The organism is Mesorhizobium sp. WSM4871 (assembly GCF_055811295.1).
In genome coordinates this window covers 90,157-104,201 of sequence record NZ_JBVVPU010000004.1, presented here as the reverse complement: position 1 = coordinate 104,201, position 14,045 = coordinate 90,157, and the positions used below count along the sequence as shown (strand labels likewise).

The following is a 14,045-nucleotide window of genomic DNA, read 5'->3' as shown; positions in this document are numbered from 1 at the left end:
ATGCAGCTCGGATAGCGTCTTCAGGGCGCGCCTCAAATGGCCGCAATGCCAACAACATAGTTCTTCCCATAGGCTTTGGCGCATTTCGGGCATGTCGTGTAGAAGAAATACACGTCGCGTGTCTGTGATTTTCGATCATGCGCTATCTGTTGCATGTCCTCGTGCCACTGCTTTGCCTGGCTATACGGGCCCTCGAACACTTTGGTCAGGTAGTCGCCACTCAGCGTGGTCATCTCTTCGTCACGGACAGGTTTTGAGACCGCGAACAGATGCTCGCTGCTCCACGGCGAGACGTCCCTGCTGAGTACGATGAACCGATCGGGGTCGGAAGCCCCGGCGTCTTCGATGTGCTTGTTCACGCGCGCGAACACGCTGCCCATGTTCATCGGAATATGCATGACGCTGTGGGTCTTCGCTTTGACGAACCGCTTGCCCTTGAAGTGCAGTTCCTGTCCGTCCCAACCCTCGGGATTGAACCTGGGGCAGCAGCCGGTCGTATTCACGCTGTCGTCGTACCGGGGCGTTTCATTCGTCAGCACGGTCGTTCCCCTTGGCTTGGACAGACACCACCCAACAGGCAACCGCGGCCGCCGTCATTGATCCTCGTCAACATGGCCCGGATGGTAATTGATGCGCATCAACAAGGGATTCGACCTGGCGCGTGCTCTCCTATGTTTCCCGTCCGACAAGAACTGACATCAGCTTGCGCGCTCAGATGGCGCGCGATCGTCCCGGTGCAGTTCGGCGGCCACGGCCCTCTCCTCATCCGTGGGAACCACCAGGACCTCGACCCTGGAACCGGCAAGGCTGATGATTTCGTCGCCGCGCTGGTTGCGGTCCTTGTCTATGGCTACGCCGAGCCAGCCGGCAAAGGCCCCGACCTTTTCCCGGATCGACGGCGCGTTTTCGCCGATGCCGGCCGTGAAGACCAACCGATCCAACCCTCCGAGGGCAGCGGCCAGCGACCCGATCTCGCGCCCGATGCGATAGACGAAGAGATCGATGGCCTCGGCGGCGGCAGGATCGTGCGAGCCGGTCAGCGTGCGCATGTCACCGGATATTCCGGACACGCCGAGCAAGCCGGATTTCTCGTACAGAAGCGTGACCAGCTCGTCGGCCGGCAGCTTCCGGTCCTGCAGCAGATGGAGGATGACCCCCGGGTCGAGCGCGCCGCAACGCGTGCTCATGACAAGTCCGTCCAGCGTCGAAAACCCCATCGTCGTGGCGACACTGCGTCCGCCATCCATGGCGCACAGGCTGGCACCGCTGCCGAGATGAGCGACGATCGCCCGGCCGCCGGCACCCGCACCGTAGCGGTCCCGCAGCTTCGAAGCGATATGGCTGTAGGACAGGCCGTGAAAGCCATAGGAAACAACGCCCGCTTCGGTCAGCTCGCGTGGAAGGCCATAGATCTTGGCAAGTTCCGGTCGGGCCGAATGAAACGCGGTGTCGAAGCATCCGACCTGAACAGCCTGCGGCAGGAGCTCGGCAGCCAGCGAGACTATATCGAGATTGACCTTCTGGTGGATCGGAGCCAGCGGTTCGAGCAGGCGCAGTGCTTCAAGCGTGTGCTCATCAAGCCGCGTCGCTTCGGTGAAGTCGCGGCCGCCATGGACGATCCTATGCCCGACCCTGTCGATGGCACGGAGGAGATCGCGATCACCGAGCAGCGAAGCGACCGTCGCGAAGGCCTCGTCGATATCGATCGGTCCGTCGCCCAGGTTCCATTCGAGTTCAGGAGATCCGGCCGCAGCCGCGACGTGCAGGTGCGGCTGCTGTCCGAGCGACGAGACATTGCCGCGCAACAGCGCGGGAAGCTCTGCGCTTGCCTCGAAGACAGCGAATTTCAGGCTCGATGACCCGCCGTTCAGGACAAGGATCGCATCCGTCATGCAGCCATCCGATCCCGTGCCATTGCGATGCGCCGAAGGCCGCTTATCGGCTCATTCAGCAGGTTTTGGCGTTGCATCCCGCGCCTGCTCCCATTTCCAGCCAAGGATCTCCGGCATATCTTGCCCATGAGCCCGAATATAGGCTCGATGCTCAAGCAACTTGCCCTCCATTGCCTGCGTCAGGCCGATATTGGCGCCTTTGACCTTTGGCAGGCGGTCGAGGACGCTTTGGACGAGATGGTATCGATCGAGGCCATTCAGCACCGTCATGTCGAAAGGCGTCGTCGTCGTGCCTTCCTCGTTGTAGCCGCGCACATGGATGTTGTCGTGATTGGTGCGCCGGTAGGTCAGGCGATGGATGGTCCAGGGATAGCCGTGATAGGCGAAGATGACCGGCTTGTCGGTGGTGAACAACGCATCGAAATCGCGATCCGACAGCCCGTGCGGGTGATGCTCCTTGGGCTGCAGGGTCATCAGGTCGACGACGTTGACCACCCTGATCCTGAGTTCAGGAACGTGGTGCCTGAGGATCTGCACGGCAGCCAGCGTTTCGAGGGTCGGAACGTCGCCAGCGCAAGCCATGACGACGTCCGGCTCGTCGCCATTCTCGGTCGACGCCCAGTCCCAGATACCGATGCCTGTCCTGCAATGGACGACAGCTTTGTCCAAAGACAGCCATTGCCATGACGGCGGCTTGCCGGCGACGATGACGTTGATGCGGTTCCATGTCCGAAGCACGTGATCGGTCACGCAAAGCAAGGTGTTGGCATCCGGCGGCAGATAGACGCGCACGATGTCGGCCTTCTTGTTGAGGGCGACATCGATGAAGCCGGGGTCCTGATGGCTGAAGCCATTGTGCTCCTGATGCCAGACATGGCTCGACAGCAGATAGTTCAGCGAGGCGACCGGCCGCCGCCATGGAATGTCGCGGCAGGCATCGAGCCATTTCGCATGCTGGTTGAACATGGAATCGACGATGTGAATGAATGCCTCGTAGCAGGAAAACAGGCCGTGCCGCCCGGTCAAAAGATAACCTTCGAGCCAGCCCTGGCAGGTGTGCTCGGACAGGATTTCCATAACCCTGCCGTCGCGGCCGAGATGAACGTCCTCGGGCAGGATGGTTTCCATCCAGGCGCGCTCGGTGACCTCGAACACGTCCTGAAGCCGGTTCGAGGCTGTCTCGTCCGGACCGACGATGCGGAAGTTCTTCGCCGCCTCATTCAGCTCCATCACGGCACGCAGGAACTTACCCATCGTCCGCGTCGACTCTGCCTTCACCGCGCCCGGTCGTTCGACCGCAACCGCATGGTCCTGCAGCGCTGGCAGATCAAGGGAGCGGCGCAGCAAGCCGCCATTGGCATGCGGGTTGGCGCCCATGCGCCGTGTGCCTTCAGGTGCGGTAGCACGGATCGAGGCGACAGGAGCGCCGGCGGCGTCGAACAGTTCGTCCGGCCGGTAGCTCTTCAGCCAGTCCTCGAGCAATTTGAGATGCGCGGGGTTTTCCGCAAGGCCCGACAACGGAACCTGATGCGAGCGCCAGAAGCCTTCGGTCTTCAGCCCGTCGACCTCTTTCGGGCCGGTCCAGCCCTTGGGACTGCGCAGCACGATCATCGGCCATTTTGGTCGCCCCGTCGGCACCGTGGAACCAGAGCGCGCGGCATGCTGGATCGCTCGGATGCGATCGAGCGCATCGTCGAGCACGACCGCCATCCGCTCATGCATCAGCGCCGGATCGTGCCCCTCGACGAACAGCGGCTCATAGCCGTAGCCAATGAACAGCGCTCGCAGTTCGTCTTCGGGGATACGGGCAAGGACAGTCGGATTGGCGATCTTGTAGCCGTTCAGATGCAGGATCGGCAGCACCGCGCCATCTCGCGCCGGGTTGAGGAACTTGTTGGAATGCCATGCAGTGGCCAGCGGCCCGGTTTCGGCCTCCCCGTCGCCGACGACGCAGGCGACGACAAGGTCCGGATTGTCGAAGGCCGCGCCGTAGGCATGAGAAAGCGCATAGCCCAGTTCACCACCTTCGTGGATCGAGCCGGGCACATCGGGCGCGGCATGGCTCGGGATGCCGCCTGGAAAGGAGAACTGCCGGAACAGCTTGCGCATCCCCTGCTCGTCCATCGTGACGTCCGGATTGAACTCGCTGTAGGCGCCCTCCAGATAGGTGTTCGCCACCATTGCCGGGCCACCATGGCCGGGACCACAGATGTAGATCGCATTTGCGTCCCTGAGCCTGATCACGCGATTGAGGTGGGCATAGATGAAACTCAACCCCGGCGATGTTCCCCAGTGGCCGAGCAGGCGCGGCTTGACATGTTCCAGCCGCAACGGTTCGCGTAGCAGCGGATTGTCGAGCAGGTAGATCTGGCCGATCGTCAGATAGTTCGCGGCGCGCCAATAGGCATCGATATCGTGCAGCTCGCGGTCAGACAGAAGACCGCCGGAAGCTTGGGGTTTCGTATGCTCGGTCATGTTTGGCTCCTTGCTGGCGACGGTCGCCGGATCGCGACTTGCGCCTGTGTTGGTCGACCTGCAGCGAATGGACACCAACGCGTTGGCGCGCTTTCAGTTCATCGCGTCGCTGGCATCAAGCGTCTTTGTCCTCGACCGCCCGGATCTTATTGGGAAGGTCGAGCAGATAGCTCGACAGCGCATTGAAAATCTGGAATATCGACATTGACGGCAATGCATGAAGTGTTGAGCCGAGTTGCTTGGCGACGGCAACGCGTTTACGGCCGCTGCCTGGGAGTTCACCTCTGGATAGGTCGCCAGACAAAGGACTGCCATGAGCTTCATCTGGTTTCGCCTTTAGTGCTGCAGCCCAAATGGCCATCGTTCGCGACATTTGTATTCACAAGGGACGAGGCCGGCTTTGATCCACCGCAAACACGCCTCCACTGGATGAGCGCGCGCGCCTCTGGAACTTCGTCCGGCGAATGAGGGCCAGAATTTCGGAGCCAATGCGCAGCTAGTTTTTGCTTGTGAACGCGCAGGCGGGTTGTAGCTTGCCCCATGAGCCGATCCGGCAAGGGTAGTTCACAAGATGGCCGACAGCAAAATTCCCATGAACCAACCATGCCTCTGAAAACTGTCGCTCATGTCGAGGCCATGTCCGCGTTTGCCTTGGCGAATTTCGGCGGCTACGACCGGACAACACTTGCCCAGAACGAGAGCGCTTTTCCGCCCAGCCCCAGGGCGATCGCTGCCGGCCAGGGCACGCTTGCCCGCAACCGTCTCTATCCTGACCCGGACTGGACGGCGCTGCGTGAGGCGATCGCGCGGGGCTATGGGGTCGAACCCAATCTGATCTTGTGCGGCGCCGGTTCGATGGACCTCATCAGTTGCACCATCGCGGCCTTTGCGGGAAGAGGCGACGAGGTGCTGGGCACTTCCTATGCCTATAATTTCGCGGCTTCCGCCACGGCGCGCGCCGATGCTATCTATGCCAGGGCCGCGGAACAGCATTTCGCCGTTTCGGTCGACAGCATTCTCGCCGCAGTCAATTCGGCAACGCGGATCGTCTTCGTCTGCAATCCCGGCAATCCCACCGGCACCCGCATCCGCAACGCCGAACTGCTGCGCTTGCGCGCCGCCTTGCCGCAGGATGTGCTTCTGCTGATCGACCAGGCCTATGGCGAATTCGACGACCAGGATCCACGGCCCGTCTTTGCGCTTGTCGCACGTGGCGATACTGTCGTGCTGCGCACGCTTTCAAAAGCCTATGGCCTGGCCGGCGCGCGCGTTGGCTGGGGGTTGTTTCCGCCTTCGGTCGCGGCCGAAGTGCGCAAGATGCAGAACTCGAACCAGGTCGCGATGACAAGCCTCGCAATGGCCGTCGCGGCCGTGGAGGACCAGGCCTATATGCGCGAAACTGTGGACAGCACGGCGCGGATTCGCGACCGGTTCGCGCAGGACCTGAGGGCTAACGGATATGATGTACCGGAAAGCCGGACGAACTTCGTGCTGATCCGCTTCTCCGACGAAGCCGCCGCGGAGGCCGCAGAGAAGGCCTTGCGCGACGCCGATATCATTGTGCGCGGCCTCGCCGGCTACGGCCTTACGGAATGTTTGCGCGCGACGGTCGGTCCGCAAGAGATAATGGATCGGGCACTGCGCATACTGATCGACATGCATGGCGGATAGTTTTGGCGACCGCATGTTTTGCGACTGAATCCTGGAGAGATCTGAGAAATGCCGCACCTGCCTGTCCGTGACTTTATCGGCTATGGCGACAAGCCGCCTTCCGCGCAGTGGCCCGGTGGGGCCAAGCTGGCCCTCAACATCGTCGTCAACTATGAGGAAGGCGCCGAATACAGCATCGGCGAGGGCGACGGCGTCTCCGAGGCGATCCTCTCGGATCTTGCCGTGTCCCCGGCGGTACCGGGTCTGCGCAACCGCAACATGGAATCGCTCTACGAATACGGCTCACGCGTCGGTATCTGGCGGCTTGCCTCGCTGTTTCAGGACAAGGACGTCAGCCCGACATTCTACGTGGTGGGGCGTGCGCTCGAGCTCAATCCGGCGGCCGGCAAGGCGATCGCGGCGCTTGGCAGTGATATCGTTTGCCATGGCTGGCGGTGGATCGATTATGCGCCGCTAAGCGAGGCCGAGGAGCGGAAACATATCGCGATGACCGTCGACACCGTGCAACGGATCACCGGCATCCGTCCACTCGGCTGGTACACCGGTCGGCCCAGCCTCAACACGCGCCGGCTGGTGGTGGAGCACGGCGGCTTCCTGTTCGACTGCGACGACTACAATGACGACCTGCCCTATTTTGTCGACGTCGCTGCCAAGCGGCACCTGGTCGTCCCGCATAGCTTCGACAATAATGACAGCCGGTTCTCGCGCGGCTCAGGCCTGGAGACGGGCAGCCAGTTTTTCGAATATGTCAGCGATGCGGTGGACTGGCTGCTGGCAGAAGGCGAGAAGACACCGCGCATGATGACAGTGTCGCTGCACTGCCGGCTGGCGGCCCGGCCAGGCCGCATGATCGGACTTGCCCGCTTCCTCGACAAGATCAAGGCCAATCCAGACATCTGGATCTGCCGTCGCTCGGACCTTGCCCAACATTGGCTGGATCGGTTCGGCGGCTGACGCCGTCTACCGGCCGGACGGGCGAAGCCTTCACCCGCCCGCCAATGGACGCCCTATCTGTTTGGAACCTCGTAGACCTTGCCATGCCAGGGCGCGGCATCGATTCACACTTTCGGTGTCTGCGGCCAGCTGAGATTTGCCGGTTCCCCTAGCTCAAGAGCGCAGCCGCTTGCCCTCGGGGTCGAATGGCGGATGCGGCAGCAGGATCGCCTCATGCTGCCGTCCCAGTATGGCGACCGACACTTTGTCGCCTGCCTTGGCCGAGCCCGCCTTGACATAGCCGAGCGCCAGGGACTGCTCGACGAAATAGCCATAAGCGCCCGAAGATACCTGGCCGATCGGCGTGCCATCGGTGAGGAAGATCGGCTCGCCGCCGGTCGCGTCGGCATCCCTGGCGTCGATTGACAGCATGATGAGTTCATCGCGTGCCGGCTTTCCGGCGATGGCGGCATAAGCATCGCGGTTGAGGAACGCGCCCTTGTCCAGTTTGACAAGGCTATCGAACTTGACCTCCTGCGGCCAATATTCGAGCGAGTATTCGCGGCTCCAGCTGCCGTAACCCTTTTCGACGCGCAGCGACATCAGCGCGCGCGATCCCACCGGTCCGGCGCCGACTTCATTGCCGGCCTTGAGCAGCGCGCTGTACAGCTCGACCTGGTTGGCGGCCTTGCAATGCAGTTCCCAGCCAAGGTCACCGGTGAAGGACACTCTGAGCGCCACCACATCGATGCCGGCGACGGTGATCCGGCGCGACTGCATAAAGGGGAATGCCTCGTTCGATAGATCCTCATTGGTCAGGCGCTGCAGCAGGTCGCGCGAACTCGGTCCCGCCACGTTGAAGCCGCAGAGGTCCTCCGTGCGCGAGCGGAAGATCGTGCCCTCGGGCAAGGGGACAGCCTTGAAGAACCTTTGGTGAAAGCGCTCTGCCATGCCCGAGCCGATGACCATGAATTCATCGTCCGCGAGCCTGGTCACGGTGAAGTCTCCGGCAATGCCGCCGCGCTTGCCGATCAGCGGCGTGAGGCAGGAGCGGCCGATCTTTGTCGGCATGCGGTTGGCGAACAGCGCGTTGAGCCAGGCATCGGCACCTGTGCCCTTGACTTCGTATTTGGCGAAATTGGAGATGTCGATGATGCCGGCGCGTTCGCGCAGCATGCGCGCCTCGCGGCCCACCGGTCCCCACCAGTTCTGGCGCGTGAAGCCTATCGTCTCCTCGCGCGGCTCGCCCTCGGCGGCGAACCACAGCGGGTGCTCCCAGCCGAAATTGAGGCCGAAGACGGCGTTCATCGCCTTTTGCATCTCATAGGCAGGCCGGGTGCGGACCGGGCGTCCCGCGGCGCGTTCCTCATTGGGGAAATGGATCTTGAAGCGGTGGCTGTACTGGTCCTGCACGCGGGCCTTGGTAAAAGCCTTGCCGGCCCAGTGGCCGAAGCGCGCCATGTCCCAGGCGAACATGTCGAGCGAGGGCTCGCCCTCAATCATCCACTCTGCCGCCAGCTTGCCCATGCCGCCCGACTGCGAGAAGCCGGGAATGATACCGTTGCAGCAGAAATAATTGCTGAGTTCGGGCACCGGTCCGAACAGCACCGCGCTGTCCGGCGACCAGATCATGGGTCCGTTGATCACCTTTTTGACACCGGCGGTGCCGACGGCCGGGACGCGCGCGATCGCGCGCAGCATGTTCTCTTCGATGCGGTCGAGATCGTCGGGAAACAGTTCATGGCCGAAATCCAGCGGCGTACCGTCCTCGGCCCAGAATTTCATCTTGCGCTCGTAGGCGCCGATGAGCAGCCCGAGCCCTTCCTGGCGCAGATAATACTCACCATCGCGATCGGCGACCGAAGGCAAACGGCGGCCCATGGCGGCGATTTCCGGAATGGTCTCGGTAACGAAATACTGGTGCTCCGTCGGGATCAAAGGCAGTTTCAGGCCAGCCATCGCGGCGACCTCCCTGCCCCACAGGCCGGCGGCGTTGACCACCCATTGCGTGTGGATGTCGCCCTTTGGCGTGCGCACGATCCAGCTGCCGTCGGGCTGCGCTTCGGTGGCGGTGACAGGCGTGAAACGATGGATCTCCGCGCCGCGCTGGCGCGCGCCCGCGGCGTAGGCGGCCGTGACGCCGGACGGATCGACATTGCCGCCTTCCGGCTCGTACATAATGCAGCGTATGCCGTCGAAGTCGACCAGGGGATGCAGCCGCTCCGCCTCGTCACGCGCGACTTCGTAGAAATTCATCTTGTAGCGCCGCGCCTTCGCTTCCTGCAGCCTCAGCTGATGCTCGCGTGCCTCGGTCTGGGCGAGATAGAGCGAGCCCGGCTGAAAGATGCCGCAGCCTTGGCCGGTCTCGGCTTCCAGTTCCTTGTAGAGCGCCATGGTGTAATGCTGGAGGCGGCTGATGTTGGTGGAATCATGCAGGCCGTGAATGTTGGCCGCCGCATGCCAGGTGGAGCCGGACGTCAGCTCGTTCCGCTCGAGAAGAACCACGTCGGTCCAGCCGAATTTGGCGAGGTGATAGAGGATCGAGCAACCGATCAGGCCGCCGCCGATGACAACGGCTTGTGCATGAGTACGCATATCCAGATTTCTTCCCTTGTTCGGCGACTTTTTTTCGCTTTTTCAAAGCCTTGGAGTTTTTGTTCCAACTGACTGGACGATCGCTGTCGCCTGGCGAGTTCAGGGGGCGCGACATGCGCCCCCATATTTGCCGTGATCAACCCAGCCTATGCTTTGTCCAGCCAGACCTTGTCCAACTGCAGCTCGAATGTCTGATGCATGCCGAGGTTCTTCACATAGGTCGCATGGTGCCGGTAGAGCGAACGCCAGAACGCCTGGACGAGGATGCCGGAGTTCTGCAGGATGGACTCGACGTCCTTCATCAGTTCCTTGCGCTTGTCGACATCCGCCATGGCGAGCGCTGCGTTGAGCTTCTTGTCGAATTCCGGATTGGCGTAGCCCGACTCGTTCCAGGCCTCGCCGCTGCGATAGGCGATCGCCAGCACCTGGACGCCGAGCGGCCGCATGCCCCAATCGGTCGTCGACCACGGATATTTCGTCCAGTCGTTCCAGAACGACGAGCCCGGAATGATGGTGCGCTTGACCTTGAAGCCGGCCTCGCGCATCTGCGCGGCGACGACGTCGGCGGGATCCTTCACATAGTCCGCATCGTAGGAGATCAGCTCGAACTCGTGATCCGTCTGGCCGGCCTCGGCCATCAGCGCCTTGGCCTTGGCGAGATCGCGTGGAACTTTCGGCAAAGCGTAATATTCCGGATGGATCGGGCAGACATGGTGGTTTTCGGCGACCTGTCCGAGGCCGCTGTAGCCGAGCTTCAGCACCGTCTCATTGTCGACCGCGAGCTGGATGGCGTTACGTACCCGCTTGTCGTCATACGGCTTGTTGGTCACATTGGTGCGCAGCACGATGGTGCCGGCCGTGACGACCGGCTCCTTGACCAGCCCCATGCTGTCATAGAGGTCGACCGTGCCGCCGACCGTCTGGTAGTTGCAATCGATCTCACCGGCCTCGAAGGCGCTGGCGATGGCGGGGTTGGATGCGTCCGATCCGTAGTCGGTCCAGTCGACGCCATCGAGATAGGGGTCGCCGCCGAACCAGGTGAAGTCCTTGCGCCGCCGCACCGAGGCCGATTCGCCGACCTTGTACGAGATCAACTCATAGGGACCGGTGCCGGGCGTCTTGAGCATATCGCCGCCGTTCTTGTCGAAGTCGCGATGAACGATGATCGCCGGATAATCGGCAAAGCCCGGAATGATCGTGACGTCGGACTGTTGGCATTTCAGCCTCACCGTGTGGTCGTCGACCTTGGTGATGGCGCCGGCTGCCGCTTTCTTGGTTGCGGGATCGATGAGGGAGTTCATGCGGCCGGCCATCGAATTGCCTTCGGCCGCCTTGTCGCACCAGCGCTCGATGTTGTGGACGATGTCGTCGGCGTTGAAGTCGTCGCCGTTCGACCACTTCACGCCCTTGCGCAGATGTAGCGTGTATTGCGTGGCGTCATCGCTCACCTCCCAACTCTCGACCAGATGGCCCTCGAAGGTGAAGTCGGTGGTGTAGCGGATCATATAGTCGTTGCACTGGCGCATGACATTGGCGATCTCGGACCAGTCCCAGGAGCGCGGATCCTTCATTTCCTTGATGATCATCTGCATCTTGAGGATGCCGCCCTTCTTGCCGGGCACAATCGCCGCGGCCTTGGCCGGGGCGATGCCGGCCATCGAATAGGCGAATGCCGTGGAAGCGCCCATCGCGCTTGCCATGGCCAGGAATTCGCGGCGATCCATCCTGCCGCTTTTGACTTCGACCGCGTAGTCTTCGATAACCGCCGGCACGCGATCACCGTTGCTCTTGAAAATCGACATTGTTGATTCTCCAGTTTGGGCTTTTTGCCCGTTACATTCCCCTTGCGACTGCGCATGTTAGGAGCGATGCAAAAATCCTGGAAGGGCTTGCGTCCGAAGAAACCGCCGAACCCCGGCCTTTGAGGCCTAAAAAAACGATGCCATTGTCCTGTCAAATTTTGAGTTTGGAAAAGTCCCCAGCGGCGAAAAGAGCTTTAGGCGCTGTCTTCCTGTGCCCGTAAAAGAATCCATTCCCGCACCGTGCGCGCGATGTTTCCCTTCGAAAGCTGGTTCTCGGTAAGATAGTAATTCCAGGGACTCGCGGGTCGGATCGCGAAGGGTTCGACGAGCAGCCCTCGTCCCAGATACGCATGGGCAAGCGAGCGCTGGGTCGCGACGAGCCCTGCCCCCATGGCCGCGAGTTCGAGCGCGATGTTGGACGCGTTGGTTGTCAGACCCTTGTCGTAATCCGTCATATCGACGCCAAGCGCCGAGGTGACGACCTGCCAGTATTCCTGGCGCCCATGCACGAAGATCCAGTCCACCTTGAGAATATCCTCAGGTGCCTTCAAGGCATTTTCTCCATCCAGCAATGCCGGGGCGCACAGCAAAACCAGTTCATCGTTCCAGAGCGGGACGCCGGCGGGCGGGCGGTCGTCGAAACGCCGTGTGGAAATCGTTATGTCGGCGATCTGCTCGGTGAGATCCTCCCAGATCGTGCCGTGCAGCACGATCTCGATCTCGGGGTGCTTCTTGCGAAACGCAGCCATGCAGCCTGCCAGCCAGTTCTCCGCCAGGCTCATCGGGCAGGAGACGACCACGGTGCGGTTGCGCGAAGAGGTCACGATCGCCTCCGTCGCCTGGTCGATCTGATCGAGCGCCTGGCGCAAGGTGGGCAGGAAGGCCTCGCCCATTTCGGTAAGCTTGAGGCTGCGCGGATAGCGGATGAACAACCGCCGGCCGATGTAATGCTCAAGCGCACGGACATGTGTGCTGACCGCAGCCTGCGTGTAGCCAAGTTCCTTGGCAGCCAGGGTGAAGCTGAGATGACGGGCCGAACTCTCAAAGGACCTGATATAGTTCAAAGGGGGCGGCGGCTTCATCGCAAACTCCTGCAACACACGTGGGACACGCTATCGCACGGGCAGGCAGCCGTTCAATTGCGAGAAAGCGTCAAGACATAGATATTTTTGGCCAAAGCCGCCAAACTAATCACGTGAAAGCTCGATGGACCCAATTTATTGATGTTGTGACTGCAGAGGGGAGTAATGCAAGTGGCTGTGCCGTCGCATCGGCGTGAAGGGCCTGACACGAGTACCAGCGTTGCCGTTCGCCTGGCCGATTTCGTGTTGCGGCGCCCGCCGGCCGTATTCCCCGCACCTGTCCTGGAACAGGCACGCTATCTCCTGCTGGATACGCTCGGAATTGCCATTGCGGCCGGTCCGATGGAAGCTGGTCGGATTGCCCGCGACACCGCCACCCTTCTCTACGGCTCGACCGACCCGCTGCATTCGGCGCGCATGCTTTTCGACGGCCGCCGCGCCAGCATCGCCGGAGCCGCTTATGCGGCCGCAACGCAGATCGACAATCTCGATGGCCACGACGGTTACAGCCCGACCAAGGGCCATATCGGAGTCGCTGTCGTACCGGCGCTGGCAGCGCTTGCCGAGGCGCTGCCAGACCTCAGCGGCCCGGAAGCGCTGGCATCCCTGGCCGTCGGCTACGAAATTGCCGGCCGTGCCGGCATCGCGCTGCATGCGACGGTGTCGGATTACCACACGTCAGGCGCATGGAATGCTCTGGGCGTGGCCGCGGTTGCGGCAAGGCTGCGACGGCTCAACGATGAGCAATTCCGAGAGGCGCTCGGCATTGCCGAGTATCATGGCCCGCGCAGCCAGATGATGCGCGAGATCGCTACGCCGACGATGCTGCACGACGGCTCGGGCATCGGCGCACTGATTGGCCTGTCTGCCGCCGTGCTGGCTGAGCGCGGCTTCACCGGCGCGCCGGCGATCACCGTCGAAGCGCCCGAAGTCGCTGATCATTGGCAGGATCTCGGCGCCTTCTGGCAGGTACTGCACCAGTATGTGAAGCCGTACCCGATCTGCCGCTGGGCGCATGCAGCGATCGACGCGACGCGCGGGATCTGCCTGGCGCATCATCTGATGCCAGCCGACATCAGGCACGTTCAGGTCAACAGTTTTCACTACGCCGCCACCCTGTTCGACGGCATGCCGGACACGACATCGAAAGCGCAATACAGCCTGCGCTTCGCCGTCGCGACCTTCATCATGCATGGCCGCATCGGGCTGGAGCACATTTCCGGCAGTGGGCTGGATGACGGTTCGGTCGCCGAAATGCTGAAGCGCATCACCGTCTCGGAATCGGAACGCCACAGCGCCCGCTTCCCGGCCGGCCGCTGGGCCGATGTTGTGATCTCGACGACCGACGGCCGTTTGCTCGTTTCAGGTGATGTCCACGCGCGCGGCGGACCGGAGGCGCCGCTGACGGATCTGGAAATCGAGGCCAAGTACATGGAATTCGCGACGCCGGTGCTTGGACAGGGCCGCGCCGCGGCGATCCGCGACAAAGTGCTCTCGCTCAACGACCGCGACAGCCTCTTTTCCGATCTCTCGGCGTTGCTCTACGATCCTCCGGTGATCACCAAGATGCTCCAGCGGCCGGCCTGGTAGTCCCA

At 62.0% G+C, this 14,045-nt stretch carries 10 protein-coding genes; 3 read left to right on the top strand and 7 right to left on the bottom strand.

The window, feature by feature from the left end:
- Nucleotides 1-32 precede the first annotated feature (32 nt).
- The 4 genes from AC0L2H_RS09745 to AC0L2H_RS09730 form a co-directional block, all read right to left on the bottom strand.
- Nucleotides 33-539, bottom strand: coding sequence for a hydrolase (locus AC0L2H_RS09745; RefSeq protein ID WP_473590001.1), 507 nt, complete (start codon nucleotides 537-539; stop codon nucleotides 33-35).
- 159 nt (nucleotides 540-698) lie between these two features.
- Nucleotides 699-1,892 carry an acetate/propionate family kinase gene (locus AC0L2H_RS09740; RefSeq protein WP_473590000.1) on the bottom strand — a complete coding sequence of 398 codons (1,194 nt, stop codon included), beginning with the start codon at nucleotides 1,890-1,892 and terminating at the stop codon, nucleotides 699-701.
- 51 nt (nucleotides 1,893-1,943) lie between these two features.
- Nucleotides 1,944-4,367 carry a phosphoketolase family protein gene (locus AC0L2H_RS09735; RefSeq protein ID WP_473589999.1) on the bottom strand — a complete coding sequence of 808 codons (2,424 nt, stop codon included), beginning with the start codon at nucleotides 4,365-4,367 and terminating at the stop codon, nucleotides 1,944-1,946.
- 115 nt (nucleotides 4,368-4,482) lie between these two features.
- Entirely contained in the window at nucleotides 4,483-4,740 is a 258-nt protein-coding gene (locus AC0L2H_RS09730; protein WP_473589998.1) for a hypothetical protein, read from the bottom strand.
- A 230-nt stretch (nucleotides 4,741-4,970) separates the two neighbouring features.
- Here AC0L2H_RS09730 and AC0L2H_RS09725 point away from each other — a divergent pair, with 230 nt between their 5' ends.
- Nucleotides 4,971-6,038, top strand: a complete 1,068-nt coding sequence (locus AC0L2H_RS09725) for a pyridoxal phosphate-dependent aminotransferase (RefSeq protein ID WP_473589997.1) — start codon at nucleotides 4,971-4,973, stop codon at nucleotides 6,036-6,038.
- A 48-nt stretch (nucleotides 6,039-6,086) separates the two neighbouring features.
- The gene (locus AC0L2H_RS09720; RefSeq protein ID WP_473589996.1) at nucleotides 6,087-6,992 is read left to right on the top strand and encodes an allantoinase PuuE; all 906 of its coding nucleotides are present in this window, start codon (nucleotides 6,087-6,089) and stop codon (nucleotides 6,990-6,992) included.
- 153 nt (nucleotides 6,993-7,145) lie between these two features.
- Here the strand turns inward: AC0L2H_RS09720 and AC0L2H_RS09715 are convergent, their stop codons facing one another.
- The 3 genes from AC0L2H_RS09715 to AC0L2H_RS09705 form a co-directional block, all read right to left on the bottom strand.
- On the bottom strand, nucleotides 7,146-9,566 hold the full coding sequence (locus AC0L2H_RS09715; protein ID WP_473589995.1) for a GcvT family protein: 2,421 nt from the start codon (nucleotides 9,564-9,566) through the stop codon (nucleotides 7,146-7,148).
- 146 nt (nucleotides 9,567-9,712) lie between these two features.
- Complete coding sequence (locus AC0L2H_RS09710) at nucleotides 9,713-11,368, bottom strand: ABC transporter substrate-binding protein (RefSeq protein ID WP_473589994.1); 1,656 nt, start codon at nucleotides 11,366-11,368, stop codon at nucleotides 9,713-9,715.
- Nucleotides 11,369-11,562: 194 nt separating this feature from the next.
- Nucleotides 11,563-12,450 (bottom strand): LysR substrate-binding domain-containing protein, encoded by an 888-nt coding sequence (locus AC0L2H_RS09705; protein WP_473589993.1) that lies wholly within the window; start codon nucleotides 12,448-12,450, stop codon nucleotides 11,563-11,565.
- 171 nt (nucleotides 12,451-12,621) lie between these two features.
- Here AC0L2H_RS09705 and AC0L2H_RS09700 point away from each other — a divergent pair, with 171 nt between their 5' ends.
- Nucleotides 12,622-14,040 (top strand): MmgE/PrpD family protein, encoded by a 1,419-nt coding sequence (locus AC0L2H_RS09700; protein ID WP_473589992.1) that lies wholly within the window; start codon nucleotides 12,622-12,624, stop codon nucleotides 14,038-14,040.
- The last annotated feature ends 5 nt before the right edge of the window (nucleotides 14,041-14,045 follow it).